The following is a 17070-nucleotide window of genomic DNA, read 5'->3' as shown; positions in this document are numbered from 1 at the left end:
TTTATGGATGCCCGCGACATTACCCCACCTTATACCAAAGGGGCCTTACGCGGCGGCACGCACCGACACGAGTGGAGTGGCGACGGGCAATGGATTGGCTACACCTATAACGACGCTGTTTTGAAGGCATTGGAAGACAAAACGGGCGAAAAACACAACCTTCGCACCATTGGTGTTTCCAAAAGAAACAATCCTGTTTTCTTGGAAAAAGATGCCCAAGGCGATAATGTTTCGGGCGAATGGTTCAGTGCTTTGGTGGTTCGGGTAACGCCCACTCCCAAACCCGGTTCCGACGAAATCAGCCACGCGGCGGGAGACAGTTGGGTAGGTACAGATGGATATGTAAAGCCCGACGGAACACGCCAAATAGCGCGGGCTTTTATCGGAAAAGTAAAAAACAAAAACGGCAAAGAGGTGGATGAAGTATTCATCGTAGATATCCCAACCGACATCACTATCCCCGGCGAATTTGGACCCTTGGAAGGAACTGACACCACTTTCCCGATGCCTCCCAAAGGCACGGCTCAGCGCCGGCTCACTTTTACCGCCAATGCATCACAAGCAGGCTGCGTCGGTATTGTGCGCTCGTCTTTTGACGGTAGTTTACTTGCATTTTTAGCCAAAGATGCCCACGGAATTCAACAGATTTTCGCCATTTCTCCCAGCGGTGGTGTGGCTACACAACTCACTTTTCATGACAAAAATGTGGAAGGAAGCGTACGTTGGCGTCCTGATGGTAAGCAGATTAGCTATGTATGGGAGGGCAGTATCGTAGTATGCAAAATCGGCAATGAACCCTTTGAAAGTCGCTTTCAGTTACTCACCAAACCAACCGAAAACTCCCCTTCCAATCTCGTTTGGTCACATGATGACAGGACGCTGGCCTTTAATCGAATCATAACCGATGAAAAAACGGGAAAATCCAAACAAATATTCATTGTAAAGCCTCCGGTTATTGAAAAATAAAGGCAACTTTAAGGGTCATTTCTTCGTTTAGCTAAGGAACATAACCAACGTTTTCAGTCCATTACGTATGAAACCCATCCAACAACGTTTTTACGCTCTTTTCCTTGTTATAGCGGTATTTGTCAGTGGTTGCAATAAAAGCACTGACCCAACACCTGCAGCAAATCAATATCTGGTTAGCAGTGCGCTCATTGGCGAATTTACGAAAGATCAATTGAGCCAACGAATCATAGCAGGAGATCCTACTTTGGGGCAAATTGCTCCTTTTCTCCAAAATGGTATCAAGGTGTATAAGCTTATCTATAAAACCAAAACTATTGACGGAAAAGAAATTCAGGCATCGGGTGCCTTGATTTACCCCGTCAAAACCACTGCCTCGGCCATGATAAGCATCCAACACGGCACCATTCGCACCGATCAGGAGGCACCTTCCTATTTTGGCACCAACAGCGAAGCCAACATTGCAGGCTCGCTCTTTGCTTCATTGGGTTACATCATTTCCTATCCCGATTACATTGGTTACGGTGCTTCCAATAGCGTTCCGCATCCGTATGAGCACCGGGCAAGCTTGGCCTCGGCCTCTTTGGACATGATACGAGCTTCTAAGGAATTTGTAAAGGAACAAAAAGTCAGTTGGGATGAACGGCTTTACATTGCCGGCTATTCAGCGGGAGGATTTGCTACGATGTCGTTACAAAAGAAAATTGAAGAAGAAACTGGCAGCGAATTTAATCTCAAAGCATCCAGTTGCGGAGCCGGTGCTTATGACAAAACGGCCTTTATGAAATACTTAATCAGTACCAAAACGGGAGGTGCCGTAAGTTCAAATCAATTATATCTCTGGACTCTGCTTACGTACGACCGCATTTACGGTTTGAATCGAACGCTTTCCACTTATTTTAAAGAACCTTATTTGACTCCAATTCAATCACAAAAAGAAAACGCAAGCATCAACGTAAGTTTCAATACCATTTTTACGGATGCTTTTGTGAAAGGAATTGCCGACGGCACCGATACCGGATTTCTGAATGCAGTGAAAGACAATGACGTTTTCGATTGGAAACCCAAAACCCCGACCCGTCTTTACCACGGTACGGCTGACCAACTGGTTTTCTATTTCAACTCTCAAAATGCAGTGAATGCCATGAAAGCGCGTGGTGCAACGAATGTCGAACTTATCCCGATTCCGGGCAAAGACCACGGCACCGCCATTCAGGATTTCCTGTTGGGTACGTATCAGTTCTTCTCTTCTATACAGTAATGGAGTGTTATCTGTTAACCGTTATCAGTTAATGGCTAATTGTTTAATTCAGCAGTAAAAACCGTTATCCGTTAACAGTTATCAGTTAGTAGGTTTTCTACTTCAAATAACTATTAACGGATAACGGCGGGGTCGCCCGTGCGATAACTTTTTAACTTCCTCCCTACTTTACCTGCGCTTTGAATTCTTCTAAAATTTTCTCCTTCATCGTAATTTTACGACGTTGAATGTTGATTTTACCCATCAATTGGCGCTCGGCTTCAGGGTCAGCGGGCATATTTTGCGCACTGGCGATGGTCACTTCCAAATCCGCTTTTTCGCGCTTGATAAGCCACTCCATTTCGCGGGTTTTTATGTTGACTTGATCTTCCAATGAGCGAATTTCAAAGGCAGGATATTTACGCGTAATTACCCGCGCCAAATAACTCAACTCAAATATCTTGTCGCAGGCCGAACGGAAACGTTCCGCCACGTTTTTGTCTCCCACACGGGGTGGAAGGCGGATTTCTTTCCACTGATTAAGTAATACTTTAGCCTGATCTGCCGCTTGGATAATATCGCTCGAACGCGCCAATTGCTCAGCTTCGCGGCACATTTCGCGTTGTTTGGTCACCAATGGGTTTTCGTAGGTTTGTACGACAATCCCTTTGACGCGGTTGTATTTATCAACAATACGCTGATTGGAGCGCTTAAATTGTTTATACATTTTGGCGGAACGTTTCACCGGAATTTCTCCCACTTCTTTCCATTCCATCTGAATTTGGCGCAGCTGACGACGGGCTTCTTCCACGTCATACATCCGCACCAGCATATCCGATTTGGCAATCAGTTCCGTATATCGTTCAATTCGGTCGGCAATGGTTCTGTTCAAATCCGAGAAGAAGTCACGACGTTGCTCGAAGAAAGTATCTAACAACAACTGAAAAGTACCTTCCACCTCTTCGTGAAATTCTTTATCAACCGGACCTGTCCGAATCCATTTCGATTTGATTTCCTGAAGTTCGTCGGTAGCGGCCTGCCAATCATCATTTTTGACCGTTACTGCCCGAGTTTCTTCCAAGAGCGCCCGTTTGATTTCCAGATTTTTCTCTTGGTTGACTTTTATCAAATCTTCCAAGGCTACCTCCAATTTGTCCAAACGCTCTAAGAGCGGGACAAAATCACCGAGTCCGTCAAAACTGAGCAGTTTTTTGCGTAACTGTACCAATTTTGTCAGGTAAGAGCCCTTATTTTGGGCTTCTTCTACATCTTTTTCTAATTGTTCAACTTTGCTGGAAGCGATATTGAAACGATTTTTGAAGTAATCAATGGCTTCCTGTTCGGTGCGTTTTACTTCGCCGATTTGGCGATCTGGGTTCCCTAAATACCCTTTTAAGAATACCTTGCCGTCTGAGACATAGCCGTATTCGTCCATTAAGGTGGCGTTTTCCATCACTGGTTTACTTTTTTATCTGCTTTGAAGGTTTTGGTGGGCAATTATACGATATTTGCCACCACAAAATAAACGAAAAATGAGTAACGAAACTATTATTTTCTCAATGTCGAGGGTAAGTAAAGTAATTCCCCCTAATCGGCAAATCATCAAGAACATTTATCTATCGTTTTTCTATGGTGCTAAGATAGGAGTTTTAGGTTTAAATGGCTCAGGAAAATCTACTCTTTTGCGCATCATAGCGGGCATAGATAAAAACTATACGGGCGACGTCGTCTTTTCACCGGGCTATACCGTTGGGATGCTCGAACAGGAACCTAAACTTGATCCTACCAAAACTGTACTCGACATTGTACAGGAAGGAACGCAGGAAGTAGTCGATTTATTGAAGGAATTTGACCAAATTAATGAAGCTTTTGGCGATCCGGATGCTGATTTTGATAAATTATTGGAGCGTCAGGGCGAAGTTCAGGAAAAATTAGACGCTTTAGATGCCTGGGATTTGGACAGCAAACTCGAACGCGCCATGGATGCGTTACGGTGTCCGCCTTCGGATGCCATCATTGGCAATCTGTCGGGAGGAGAAAAACGTCGCGTAGCCCTTTGTCGTTTATTACTCCAGAAACCCGATGTACTTCTTCTGGATGAGCCTACCAACCACTTGGATGCCGAGTCGGTACTGTGGTTGGAAGAGCACTTGCGTCAGTACGAAGGAACGGTCATTGCCGTCACCCACGACCGTTATTTCTTAGACAACGTAGCGGGCTGGATTCTTGAATTGGACCGTGGTGAAGGAATTCCCTGGAAAGGCAATTATTCATCCTGGTTGGAACAGAAACAAAACCGGTTAGCGAAAGAAGAAAAGCAGGAATCCAAGCGTCAAAAGACCCTTCAACGCGAATTGGAATGGGTACGGATGGCCCCGAAAGCCCGTCAGGCAAAATCAAAGGCTCGTTTGAGTGCTTATGAAAAGCTATTGGATGAAGACAGCAAACAGAAGGACGAACGATTGGAGTTATACATTCCGTCGGGGCCGCGTTTGGGAAATAAAGTCATTGAAATGGAAATTGTTTCCAAAGCTTTCGGTGATAAACTTTTATTTGAGAATTTGACATTTTCGCTGCCACCTGCGGGGATTGTAGGCATTATCGGGCCCAACGGTGCCGGAAAATCCACCCTTTTCAAGCTCATTACCAAGCAGGAAAACCCTGATAGCGGCAACATTACGATTGGTGATACGGTACAAATCGCCTACGCCGATCAGGAACACAATCAGCTCGACCCAAACAAAACGGTGTATCAGCAGATTTCGGAGGGCAACGAATGGATTATTCTCGGCGGAAAACAGTCGAACGCCCGCGCTTACGTAAGTCGTTTTAACTTTACGGGAAGCGATCAGGAAAAGAAAATCGGCAATCTTTCGGGTGGAGAACGGAACCGCGTTCACTTAGCGATGATGCTCAAAGAAGGCGGCAACGTGCTGTTGCTCGATGAGCCTACCAACGACTTGGACGTTAACACGTTGCGGTCATTGGAAGAAGGCCTTGAAAACTTTGCGGGTTGTGCTGTTATCATCTCCCACGACCGTTGGTTCTTAGACCGTCTTTGTACGCACATTCTGGCTTTTGAAGGCGATTCGCAGGTGTATTGGTTTGAAGGAAACTTCTCAGACTATGAAGAAAACCGTCGCAAGCGCCTCGGCACCGACGCTACGCCCAAACGGATTAAATACAAGAAATTGATGGCATAGAGGATTTTACAATAGAACACAGATTGAACGGATGTAACGGATTGAAACAGATTTTATCCGTGCAAATCCGTTCTATCTGTTTCATCTGTGTTCCAAAATAACTACTCATTTCTTCAACGCCACACACACACGTTTCACTGTTTCATCGAGTGGTTTATAGTCAAAGCCCAGTGCCTTTTTTACTTTTTTCCCATCATAAATAAATTGGGTACGGGATGTCTTGGCCGTTTCTTTCGTTATCAGCGGCCGACTGCCCGTGAGCCACGAACGGAAAGCTTCGACTCGCCAAACGATTTCTGCCAAGAACGGAGCTATTTTTTTTGAAGGGGCTTTTTTACCAAAACCCGCAGCCATTTTTTCAAATAACTCTTTATACGTTACGTGTCCTCCACTTACGATGTAGCGTTCGTTTTTAATCTCTGAAAACAGGAGTTTTGTAACAATAGCCGCTACATCCTGTACATCCACGTAGTTGATGAGGCCTTCGGTATAGTAAGTATTCTCATCATTTACATATTTGAACAACTGCGTACTGCTTCGTGTCCAGTCACCCTCACCCAACACCATGCTTGGATTTACCACAATCGCATTGAGTCCCTCGGCCACGCCGCGCCATACTTCCAGTTCAGCCAGGTATTTACTTTTACCATAATGGGAGTTCAAAGGCGATTCTTCCCATTTTTGGTCTTCCGTGATAATGGTAGGTTTATCGACAACAATAGTGCGCGGGTCGGGGCGGCCCAAAGCGGCTACCGAACTGACAAACGCGAGTTTCTGAACCTTTGAGTTTAAAGCTGCATTCACAATATTGGCCGTGCCGCCTACGTTGATTTCGTATATTTGGTCGCGGTCGCGCGGTACAAACGATACCACCGCTGCCGTATGTATCACATGGGTAATTCCCTCAAAAGCTTTTTCCAACGATAAAACATCCAATACATCCCCCTCTATCCATTCTATTTTTTCATGAATGTCGTTGAGCAAACTCAGGTCGCTGTCAACCCGCTTTAATCCGCGAATGGAATGCCCTTCTGCCAATAAATGCCGAATGAGTGTACTTCCGATCAGGCCATTGGCCCCGGTTACCAAAATGGGAGAATGAGTGGAGAGTTTCAAAAATGTACGCGTTTGGTTAATTTTAATTTTTGCAAAGGTAAGCACATTGACAACTAAGATTCCATGGTTATCAAAGATTCTACAAAGGCAATTGAAAAGTGTACCTAAATGTCATATAGTCTGTTGAGGAATACAGAGCGTTGCCGTTGGGGATAATAAAAAAACTGTGGGCTGTGGGCTGTGGACTATTAACTATTAACTAACTTTCCGCCCTGTTTTCAATGGGAACCATAGTAAAAGGCAAAAATTAAAGGGTAAAAATTGTACTTAATCATTTTTTATGCCTTGATTTTTCACCGCATGGGGGGCCCGCGACGGGCGGCCCCACCTTAACTCATAACAAAATATTGAACGATGGACTTATTTGCATCTTTGAAGGAGGCTTTGACTGAGGGGTTGATAGGTCAAATTGCGACACAAAACGACGAAAAACCCGAAAAAATCCAAAAAGCATTTGACGCCTTGGGAGCGTCCATTGTCGGAGGATTGATAAAACGAGTTACGACTGAATCAGGCATGAAATTGGTATTTAACCAAGTTCAAAAAATTGAATTTGAACCTGAACAGTTGAGTAAAGTTTTCAAAAATCAAGCGGAGGTTGATGCTCTGAAAGCGATAGGAGAAAAAGACTTTAATACCGTGTTGCCCGGTCTGAAAAGTTCAGTAAGCAGCATGGTAGCCAAATATGCCGGTACGCGCAGTTCGCTCTCATCTTCGCTTTGTGGAATAATGGTAGCGATAGTGATGTCGATATTAAAACGCAAAGTCAGCGAAAAACGCTTAGACGCCGAATCTCTGGCCGCTTATTTGGGAGACCAACGCGAAGGATTGCTTAATACAGTGCCTGAAATCAACGATAAACTCATCGAAAGCATTGGTATCCAGTATTTACTCCAAAATTTTTCTGTACCGCGCACCGAACACTCCGGAGCGCTTCCCAAAGGAATCGAAGGAGCACCCGCTTCCAAGCCTTTTTTGGTTGGGGTAGAGATGGATCAATCACAAACCGATTATCGTCCTTATCTCAAATGGACAGGCATAGGTGCTTTGGTGATAGGGGTGATAGCCGCCGGGGTTTATTTTTGGAACCAACGTGAGTTAGATACTTCAGATTCGGAAACGGACTCCACAATGACCGAAGCCAGGACCATTCAAGAGCCCATCGCAAAAGATACAACCACCAAAGAAATACCGGCGGCTCTTACCCCTACAACGTCAACCGCTGGTCCGATGGTCGCTTATTTGGATGATGCCGCTGCGATAAAAGGGAAATTATTTAAGTTTGACAATGTAGACTTCGAGGACAACACCACTCAATTGAAAGCTACTTCCAACGACGCAGTACAGGCATTGGCCGACCTACTCAAAAAATATCCAAATGCTCAAATTAAACTCGTAGGTTATGCCAACGATGCCCAAGCACCGTTGACTAACAAAACCTTGTCGGTCAAACGGGCATTTGCCCTTAAAGATGCCTTTGTGAAAGCAGGTATCAGCTACATCCGTGTAGATGCCGAAGGCCGTGGTACGGGTATCAACCCCAAAGACACCACAGGCCGTAAACAAACGGCTATGCGCGAAGTATGGGTGAAATTTGTGCAGAAATAACCCTATCCACAGTTTACGGTAGGCACGGGTCCCGCAACGGCCGGGGCCAAGCGGTTTACAGTTAAACAATACGTTAAAGCTGTCAGGTTTTGAAAGCCTGACAGCTTTATTTTTTGCCAATATGTCAGATTAAGCACTGATGGAATGGGTTTTGATAAGTAGGCAATAGCAGGGTTACAGTAAGCAGGTAAACCAAAAATACAAAGTAACTAAGCATATACAGCTTGTAGTGACTGCCTATTTACTGATTCACTCAATCACAATTCACCGCACGGGCGGCCTCGTAATTCACAATTAGTTTTAAACAGTACTATAGATTTATGGAAGCAAGCGTACAGGCCGAAAAAGGGCAGTTGTCAATTCATACCGACAACATTTTTCCGATTATCAAAAAATTCCTCTATTCAGACCACGAAATCTTTTTGCGTGAGTTGGTCTCCAATGCCGTAGATGCTACCCAAAAACTCAAAAAATTAGCCAGTTTTGGGGAGTTCAGCGACGAATTGGGCGAATTGAAGGTGACCGTAAAAGTGGACGAAACCGCCAAAACAATCACTATCAGCGACCGAGGCATCGGGATGACTGCCGACGAAATCAAGAAATACATCAATCAGATTGCGTTTTCGGGCGCGGCTGAGTTTGTTGAAAAATACAAAGAGAAAGAAGATACGCGCGGCAACATCATCGGAAACTTCGGATTGGGCTTTTACTCCTCTTTCATGGTGGCCAAAGAGGTAGAAATCATCACTAAATCGTACAAAGAAGGCAGCGAAGCCGCCCGTTGGGTATGCGATGGCAGCACTGAGTTTACGATTGAAGCCGCTGACAAAACCGACCGAGGTACCGACATCATCCTTCACATTGCCGAAGATTCAGAAGAATTTTTGCAGAAATACCGACTTTCTGACATCTTGGAAAAATACGGCAAATTCCTGCCAGTAGAGATTGAGTTTGACGAAAAAATCATCAACAATCCCAATCCGATTTGGACCAAGCAACCTTCTGAACTTAAAGACGAAGATTACCTGGCGTTCTATAAAGAATTGCATCCCATGAGCGAAGATCCGTTGTTCTGGATTCACCTCAATGTGGATTATCCGTTCAACCTGACCGGGGTTTTGTATTTTCCAAAACTCAAAAATGACTTCTCAGCGAAAAGAGAAAAAATTCAATTATACAGCCGTCAGGTATTTATTACGGACGAAGTTAAAGACGTAGTTCCTGACTTTTTGACGCTTCTTCACGGTATTATTGACTCGCCAGATATACCGCTCAACGTATCGCGCAGTTACTTGCAGTCAGACAGCAACGTGAAGAAAATCAGTGGCTACATCACGCGTAAAGTAGCCGATAAACTCGCCGATATTTTCCGCAACGACCGCGAAAGCTACGAGAAGAAATTTGACGATATCGGACTTTTTGTCAAATACGGTATGATTTCGGATGATAAATTCAGCGAAAAAGCCAAGGAATATTGCCTTGTCAAAAACATTGAAGGCAAGCACTTTACGTTTGATGAATACACCGCTAAAATCAAAGAGAATCAAACGGACAAAGACGAAAAAGTAGTTTGGTTGTACGCAAGCGATGTTCAAAAACAGGATGCTTACATCCAATCGGCGCAAAAACGCGGTTATGATGTATTGGTGTTCGACAGCGTCATTGACCCTCACTTTATCAACGGCATCGAGTACAAACTCGAAAAAACGAGCATCAAGCGGGTAGATGCCGATACGTTGGATAAACTCATTGAGAAAGAAATCAAACTCGAAAGCGTTCTTTCCAAAGACGACGAAGAGAAAACCAAAAAGCTGTTTGAAGAAACGCTTGGTGGCGCTCCTAAGTTGACCATCAGCGTAGAGCCTATGCCAACCGATGAACTCCCGATTGTGATTACGATTCCCGAGTTTATTCGTCGTATGAACGACATGGCAGCAACTTCGGGCCAAAAATCTATGTTTGGTGATATGCCTACGATGCTCAACGTTGCTATCAACGCCAATCACCCCGTGACTCAAAAAATCCTAAAAGCCGGTGAAGACGAGCAAAAACAATTGATTCGTCATGCGTATAACTTGGCATTGCTGGCACAAGGTATGTTGTCAGGAAGTGAACTGACGGCGTTTGTTCAGCAAGCGGCCGCTCGGTTGTAACTTCTTACCCCTCAGAGCCTCTCCCCCGCCTTCGGCGACCCCTCTCCAAATTGGAGAGGGATACGAGGACGATTTATCGGTTGAGGGAGCGGTCGGCCGCTGCCGTGAGGTTTAAGCCCTCCTTTGGTACGTCCAAAGGAGGGCTTTTTGTTTTTATTTCATTCCAAACCGAAACGCTTAAGTAGGCTTTTTCGACGCTTAAGTAATCGCTTCCTACGCTTCCCTTTTTTACTTTTTTTTCCGTTGCTTCGGCCATGCACTTTTGTGGTGTCCATTCAGACAAACTCAATAACAGCCATTCATTTAAGCCTAATTTTATCAACATGTTTTCCAAAATCTTAATCCTTTGTGTATTTTTCTGTTTCAGTGCCTGTACGGTTTTCAGAGGAGAAAACATGACCAAAACCAAACTGTATTTCGGCCTTTCCAAACCCGATGGAAGCCGCGTTTCGGAAGGGTCGTTTCAGGCTTTTGCTGACACGGTCATTGCAAAAATAGTTACGGAAGGTTCAACGATTATTAAGGGCAATGGCTGGGGCACAATGGGCAATTGGTTTTGGAACCGTCAAAAATTTTGATTGTCCTGTCAAAACTTACACCCGAACGCTCGAAGAAAATTGAAATCATCCGTGAGAAGTACTAAAAACAGTACCAACAGGAAGCAGTCATGCGCGTAGATGAGCAATTGAAAGTAGCTTTCTGAAAAAATCAAATTCGTAAAAGAATAATCATTAACGACTAATTCATCACTTAACCTACTATTGACATGAATCCCTTTTACATTATCTTAATCATCGTTGGATTGACAGGCATCTGGACGATTTTTGCTTACAACAGCTTGGTCAGATTTCGTACACTGGTCAGTGAAGCCTGGAGCGGCATTTCGGTTCAGCTAAAACGTAGATTTGACTTGATTCCTAACTTAGTGGAAACGGTCAAAGGCTACGTAACCCACGAAAAAGACACCTTAGCCCGAGTCATTGAACTGCGAAATAATGCCATCAGTGTTTCTCCTTTTGACATCGACGCGCAATCACAGGCCAATTCGACGTTAGCTCAAGGCATCAAAGGAATTTTTGCGTTGGCAGAAAATTATCCCGACCTGAAAGCCAACCAAAACTTCATTGAATTACAAAAGACAATGGGAGAAATTGAGGGTGACCTCCAAAACAGTCGTCGCTACTACAACGCCACCGTACGTGACTACAATACCAAGTGTGACACCTTTCCTTCTGTACTGATTGCTAGCCTATTTAATTTTGTAAAAAAGCCCTTTTTTGAACTGGAAAGCGCCGAAGAAGCCAAAAATGTAAAGATTTCATTTTAAAGAATTCTAATCGTCATGAAATTTTCCAAGAACTCCGCCCTTATCGTATTCCTCTTTTTTTTGACCGGTATTTCAGTTTTTGCCCAAGACTTTGACATCAAAAATTACGATATAGACATTACTCTTAAAGACAATGGGGCGTTGAAAATCAAAGAAACGATTGATGTGTTTTTCACCAAAGCCAAACACGGAATTTACAAAGATATACCGACCCGCTACACCATTGATTTTCAGCCGAATCTTGAAAAAGCGAGGTACAAATTGCTTCAAAATGACTTGCTTACGATGCCCATCAGCGGTATTAAAGTACACAAGCATCCTTATAAACTCGACCCACAGGACAATTATCTGCGCATAAAAATCGGGGATGCCGATGAAACGGTAGAGGGAAATCAGCAATACATTATTGAATACGAGGTAGATAACATTGTTGCCTTTTATGACAACCACAGCGAATTGCACTGGAATCTGATTGGCGAATATTGGAAAGCACGAATTGAAAAAGCGACGTACACGATCCACTTCCCCAAACCACAAACCGATACGCAACCCATTACTTATACTACTTTTACGGGCAGCGCAGGAAGTACGAACAACAATGCACAGTCAACTTGGCTAAACGAGCGCACCCTCAAAGGCTCTATCACACAACCCCTTGAGCAACAGGAAGCCTGGACGGTCAATTTATTTTTACCCAAGGACTTTATTCCTTACGAAAAAGGGGATGAATCTTTCTTAGCCAAACGATTTGTGGTCAAAAATTACGACACGCACTATACTCTCAACAAAGACGGTTCCACCGACGTAACGCTCACTGCCGACTTGAAATTCATCAATACAGTCCATAGCATAAAGCTTGATATTGAGAATTTTGATGCCGAAAGAAGCTTTGGAATTTCGGGAAGATGGCTCAATGATCATACCTATTATCCGATTGAAAATGTGAAGTGGCAGGGAGGCACTCAGGATGCCGATGACCCATTTACTATCCATTTTGAGAATGTAAATGCTGGTGACGAGCGCCATGTGCAATTAAACTATACCCTCAAAGGAAATATCATCGCTGATGCTGACAATGCCGACTATTCACGTCTGCTTTTCAGAAACAATAATTACTTTTTGGGTGAACCCATTCTTTCGTCAAAAACGACAATCACTCTGCCCCTATCGGCCACAATGACCAAATGGCAGGCCAATGTTCAATCGTCATTCAACGGTCAAAACCTAACGTCTCGGACCGAAGGAAATGACATTATTATTGAATCTAAAACACCCGTTTCCGGAAAAGACAATTTTTATCAGCCTTCGGTCAGCATTCCCAATCACGCTGTTCAGTCACCCTCTTTGGGAACTTCATTACAGCGTTGGTGGATGAACAACGATTGGCTGTTTTATCCACTATTGCTATTGCTGTTCGTCATTTGGATATGGTACAAAAAAGACCATCACGATTACGCCGCAGTACTACCCTCCTCAAGACATGACTCCCGCCGAAGCAGGTGTTTTGATTGACGACAAACTTCACGAACGGGATATTATTTCTTTGATTCCTTATTGGGCCTCAAAGGGAATCATCAGAATTGAAGAAGTAGAAACGACAAAAATGCTGGGGCTTCTAAAAGACATTGATTACAAGTTTATTCAGCTCAAACCTCTCGAAAGCAACGTTCCGAGTTATGAACAAAAACTCTTTGACGGACTTTTCTATTATCGGCAGGAAGTGCTGCTATCCTCCCTCCAACTTTCTTTTTATAGAACCATGGGTGCCGTGAAAGAGCTTTTAAGTCAGAAAGTCAAAGCCAATAAGCACTACGAAGGCAAGGGAATTGAAGCAGGACGTGCCATGATTATCTTAGGTTTTGCCGTTATATTTTTCTCCATCATGATGGTAACCATTTCCGTCGATATCTATTTGCTCAGTTTCTTTTCCATGGAAACGGGCCTAAGTTCACTACTACTTGGCACAGGAATGGTAGTTGTCGGCTTCCAAATGCCTAAAAAATCAGTATTGGGAGTGGAAATTTACCAAAAACTGGCGGGTTATCGAATGTTTATGCAAACGGTAGAATTACCTCGACTTGAACAATTGATCAAAGAAGATCCGCATTATTTTGACAAATCCCTCCCCTATGCCATGGTCTTCGGTATGACCGACAATTGGTCTGACAAATTTGAAAAATTGAATGTTCCGCCACCGACTTGGTACCATTCCAACGTCAATGGGTTGTCATATTCTCAGTTTACGCGACGGTTCAGTGATGCATCCAAAACCATGGGAAGTACGTTCACGAGTGCTCCTTCCAAAAGCGGCAGCAGCGGTGGCAGCAGTTCAAGCGGCGGAGGATTTGGCGGCGGCGGTGGTGGTAGCTGGTAAGTAATTGATTAGTACGGGAATAAAAAAACGAATAAGCTGTTAAGCAAAATTAAATGAGGTTGTATCAATCTCTGATTATCAAATATTTATTCACTAATCGCAGCGGCGACCCGCTCACTAAATCACTAATTCGCTCATTTACTTACAATGTCAAACATCAAAACCAAAGTAGACGAATTTGAAGTCCGCGACCTCGAAGACAACGGGATTCTACGCATTTACGTAGAGCACAACACCGAAATGGGCAACCGCGGCGTGCCGGGAATCCAAGTGTGGTATACCATTTCCGGAGGCACCTCCATCGTCAATTTTGAACCGCTTCACGTAGAGCGTTGGGCGTACCAAGCCCAAAAGCAAAAGGTTGATTCTTACTTAATTGCTGATAATTCGTGGACTACCTACGAAGACACCTACATCAAAAATTACTTGGTGGTAGGAGAAAAGCCCAAAGCCCGTGTCGAAGTAAAAGTACGGAGCAAAGCGAAGCCTATCATCCGGGAATACGATTTGCCTTTTTCGTTGGAAGACTAAACAATCCATGAAAATTATCGGTATTCTATTGTTGATAATCGTTGGAGCAATCGTCATCTTGGCGGGTCTGTTTTTATATCCTATTGTGAAGCTGTTCAATACAAAAAGTAAGCCCGAAAGCCCCAAAAACGGCTACGTCAAACTTGCAGAAAATCGTGTAGTGTGGCGCAATACGCTTTTGGGGTTTATTTCTTACAGTGAATACCCCATCAGCGAGGCGGACTACGCGTCTTTTCAGAAAATCAATACTGACTTTGCCAAAGACAAAAATTACGCGTACTACCAACAGTTGTATTTTACGGTAGATTTACCAAGTTTTGAAGCAATCAATGGATATTATTCCAAAGACAAAAACGCGGTCTATTTCAAAAATGAAAAAATACCGGGAGCCAAACCACTCTCAGTAAAAGAAATTGAGCCTCACATTTTGTCCGACGGAGAACGGGTGTATTACCAAAAGCAACTCATTTCAAATCATTCCCAAGGTTTTGTACAGCTCAGTCGTTATCCCAATGTTTATAAATCAACGGATAACGTCTTTTTTGAGTATTCAATCCTCGAAAATGCCGATGCACCTACTTTTGAAGTCATAGACAGCACCCTTTCAAGGGCGTATTTTAGGGACAAAAACAGTGTTTATTATTACAACATGAAAATCAAACACGCTGATGCGGCTACTTTTGAACCCTTAAATGACCACTACGCCAAAGACAAAAATCACGTATTCTATCAGGACAGCCTTCTGAAAAATGCAGATTATCCAAGTTTTCGAGTGATTGACAAAGAGAAAGCGGAAGATAAATTTCGCCAATATGCCTTCTAAAGCTCCAAGATGGCCGAGTACAAATCAATGCCTTTAGACCAGTAATCCGACTGTTTACTCAGCAATTTAAAGCCCAGTTTTTCGTAAAAACCAAATGAATGTTGGGAAGTTTCTACCATGATGGTTTTGGCTACCCCTGACTCACGAATCCGTTCAATGCGGTACAATGCCAATTCCTTCCCTACGCCCGTTCCCTGATAATCAGGATGGACAAAAGCCCACGAAAGGCCTCCCTGTTGGTCAAAAGAACGCACCCAATAGCCACCACCGCCTACGACGCGCTTACCTACTACCGCCACCACATAGTCGTCGCCAAAAATATCCAAATACTCCAAAAAATCGCCCAGTTCTTCGGGAGCAAAATACTTGGGAGTATTCAGTAAAAAAATTGCTTCCAAAGCGTTGCGGTCGCTGAGTTCGTAGGGGCGTAGCGTGGTTTCCATTTTTATATCAAGCTTGTTAGACTCACTAAATCAAACAAGGTTACTCTTTAGATTTCCAAAACATCGGCAAAAAAAGTGCCAAAATTTTCAAACCTATAAGGACTGGGCCTCCCCGTCTTAACGGTGCAACGACTAATAGACTTTATAGGTTTACTCAATTTCAACAACTACATCCTTCGACAACGGATGCGCCACGCAGGTCAGAATAAATCCGGCTGCCAATTCGGCTTTGGTCAGCCCGTCTTCTTCATCCAACTGCACTTTTCCGGACGTACATTTTCCCATACAAGCCGTACACATTCCTGCCTGACAGGAGTAAGGCAAATCAATGTCTAATTCCAGGGCCGCCTCCAAAATCGTCTGATGCGGCTCTACCATGAACTTGTATTCACTGCCTTCGTACAACACCGTTACTTCCTGTGTTTTCAGACTTCCATCATCTTCCACTTCGTGTACGGGATGATGCGCGGTAGCCGTTACAAAACTTTCCTTATGAATTCGTTCAGCAGGTACTTTCAGGATTACCAGCGCATTTTTGGCTTCGTCCATCAGACCATCGGGCCCGCAAAGAAAATAGTCGGCTTGGGTAGGGACAAAACCCTTTATTTCTTCCAATAACCGTAAAATATGTGATTGATTGAGTCTTCCCGTATATCCTGTCCAGCCATTCAGCGGCTGACTCAGGGTATATCTAACTTCTAATCGCTCCCCGTACTGCTCACCGAGTTCGTCTAATTTACTTTTGAAAATAATAGTATTTTCGTCCCGATTTCCGTAAAGCAATATCACGCGGCTTTCCGCTTCTATTTTCAGAATTGATTTGGCAATCGAAATCAGAGGCGTGATACCACTCCCCGCTCCTATCAGCACTACGGTGCGGGCATTACGGGCGTCGGGCTGTACCATAAAATGACCCGTAGGTTCCAGCACCTCAATCGAATCTCCTACTTTCACCTTGTCAACCAACCAATTAGACACCAATCCACCCGGTACGCGCTTGATGGTTACGGCGGGAGCTGTATCGGTATGGGGTGAACTGCTCATCGAATACGAGCGTCGTACTTTTTCGCCATCTATGGTCAGCAGCAAGGTCAAAAACTGCCCTGCCTGATACTTGATCATTTCACTCAACGGATGCCAAAACGCAATGGTCACGGCCTCCGGCGTTTCTTGGATTACTTCTTTTACTTTAAGATGAAAATGCTTCATAATTCTAATTTTAAGACCTGTGAGGTTTACGAAATCTCACAGGTATCTTTTTAACACCCCAAAATTACGATTTGTTT

The 17070-nt window shown here is 44.0% G+C and carries 15 protein-coding genes and 1 pseudogene; 11 read left to right on the top strand and 5 right to left on the bottom strand.

Going from position 1 to position 17070, the window contains the following annotated elements; genetic code table 11:
* Both Q0081_RS05755 and Q0081_RS05750 read left to right on the top strand, forming a co-directional pair.
* Positions 1-966, top strand: a 966-nt coding sequence (locus Q0081_RS05755) for a DUF3748 domain-containing protein (RefSeq protein ID WP_298350240.1), incomplete at its 5' end; no start/stop codon positions are given.
* A gap of 67 nt (positions 967-1033) precedes the next feature.
* Complete coding sequence (locus tag Q0081_RS05750; protein WP_298350238.1) at positions 1034-2227, top strand: S9 family peptidase; 1194 nt, start codon at positions 1034-1036, stop codon at positions 2225-2227.
* Between the two features lie 163 nt (positions 2228-2390).
* Here the strand turns inward: Q0081_RS05750 and Q0081_RS05745 are convergent, their stop codons facing one another.
* Positions 2391-3659, bottom strand: a complete 1269-nt coding sequence (locus Q0081_RS05745) for a DUF349 domain-containing protein (protein ID WP_298350236.1) — start codon at positions 3657-3659, stop codon at positions 2391-2393.
* Positions 3660-3738: 79 nt separating this feature from the next.
* On the opposite strand from Q0081_RS05745, the gene ettA reads away from it, so the two are divergent.
* Positions 3739-5409 carry an energy-dependent translational throttle protein EttA gene (ettA, locus tag Q0081_RS05740; RefSeq protein WP_298350234.1) on the top strand — a complete coding sequence of 557 codons (1671 nt, stop codon included), beginning with the start codon at positions 3739-3741 and terminating at the stop codon, positions 5407-5409.
* 105 nt (positions 5410-5514) lie between these two features.
* Here ettA and Q0081_RS05735 read toward each other — a convergent pair whose 3' ends face one another.
* Positions 5515-6525 (bottom strand): NAD-dependent epimerase/dehydratase family protein, encoded by a 1011-nt coding sequence (locus Q0081_RS05735; protein ID WP_298350232.1) that lies wholly within the window; start codon positions 6523-6525, stop codon positions 5515-5517.
* Positions 6526-6879: 354 nt separating this feature from the next.
* On the opposite strand from Q0081_RS05735, the gene Q0081_RS05730 reads away from it, so the two are divergent.
* Together Q0081_RS05730 and htpG are read left to right on the top strand one after the other, a co-directional pair.
* Complete coding sequence (locus Q0081_RS05730; RefSeq protein ID WP_298350230.1) at positions 6880-8133, top strand: OmpA family protein; 1254 nt, start codon at positions 6880-6882, stop codon at positions 8131-8133.
* Positions 8134-8453: 320 nt separating this feature from the next.
* Positions 8454-10286 (top strand): molecular chaperone HtpG, encoded by a 1833-nt coding sequence (htpG, locus tag Q0081_RS05725; RefSeq protein WP_298350228.1) that lies wholly within the window; start codon positions 8454-8456, stop codon positions 10284-10286.
* Between the two features lie 73 nt (positions 10287-10359).
* Here the strand turns inward: htpG and Q0081_RS05720 are convergent, their stop codons facing one another.
* The gene (locus Q0081_RS05720; RefSeq protein ID WP_298350227.1) at positions 10360-10683 is read right to left on the bottom strand and encodes a hypothetical protein; all 324 of its coding nucleotides are present in this window, start codon (positions 10681-10683) and stop codon (positions 10360-10362) included.
* On the opposite strand from Q0081_RS05720, the pseudogene Q0081_RS31815 reads away from it, so the two are divergent.
* The 6 genes and pseudogenes from Q0081_RS31815 (at position 10610) to Q0081_RS05690 (ending at position 15341) form a co-directional block, all read left to right on the top strand.
* Positions 10610-10929 (top strand): annotated as a pseudogene (locus Q0081_RS31815) (DUF3574 domain-containing protein). The gene Q0081_RS05720 and the pseudogene Q0081_RS31815 overlap by 74 nt on opposite strands.
* A 123-nt stretch (positions 10930-11052) precedes the next feature.
* Positions 11053-11613: a LemA family protein gene (locus tag Q0081_RS05710; protein WP_298350225.1), complete on the top strand. Its 561-nt coding sequence runs from the start codon at positions 11053-11055 to the stop codon at positions 11611-11613.
* Positions 11614-11628: 15 nt separating this feature from the next.
* Complete coding sequence (locus tag Q0081_RS05705) at positions 11629-13125, top strand: DUF2207 domain-containing protein (protein WP_298350224.1); 1497 nt, start codon at positions 11629-11631, stop codon at positions 13123-13125.
* Positions 13094-13987, top strand: coding sequence for a DUF2207 family protein (locus Q0081_RS05700; protein ID WP_409034048.1), 894 nt, complete (start codon positions 13094-13096; stop codon positions 13985-13987). Before Q0081_RS05705 ends, Q0081_RS05700 begins: the two co-directional genes overlap by 32 nt.
* 147 nt (positions 13988-14134) lie before the next feature.
* Entirely contained in the window at positions 14135-14518 is a 384-nt protein-coding gene (locus tag Q0081_RS05695; protein WP_298350223.1) for a hypothetical protein, read from the top strand.
* 7 nt (positions 14519-14525) lie between these two features.
* Positions 14526-15341 carry a DKNYY domain-containing protein gene (locus Q0081_RS05690; protein WP_298350222.1) on the top strand — a complete coding sequence of 272 codons (816 nt, stop codon included), beginning with the start codon at positions 14526-14528 and terminating at the stop codon, positions 15339-15341.
* Here the strand turns inward: Q0081_RS05690 and Q0081_RS05685 are convergent.
* Entirely contained in the window at positions 15338-15784 is a 447-nt protein-coding gene (locus tag Q0081_RS05685; protein WP_298350221.1) for a GNAT family N-acetyltransferase, read from the bottom strand. The genes Q0081_RS05690 and Q0081_RS05685 overlap by 4 nt on opposite strands.
* Positions 15785-15934: 150 nt before the next feature.
* The gene (locus tag Q0081_RS05680) at positions 15935-16996 is read right to left on the bottom strand and encodes a 2Fe-2S iron-sulfur cluster-binding protein (RefSeq protein ID WP_409034049.1); all 1062 of its coding nucleotides are present in this window, start codon (positions 16994-16996) and stop codon (positions 15935-15937) included.
* Positions 16997-17070 lie beyond the last annotated feature (74 nt).

Origin of the sequence: Runella sp. (assembly GCF_027484545.1) — a bacterium.
GTDB lineage: Bacteria > Bacteroidota > Bacteroidia > Cytophagales > Spirosomataceae > Runella.
The sequence above is the reverse complement of the archived record's forward strand: the minus strand, read 5'-3'. Positions and strand labels throughout refer to the sequence as shown.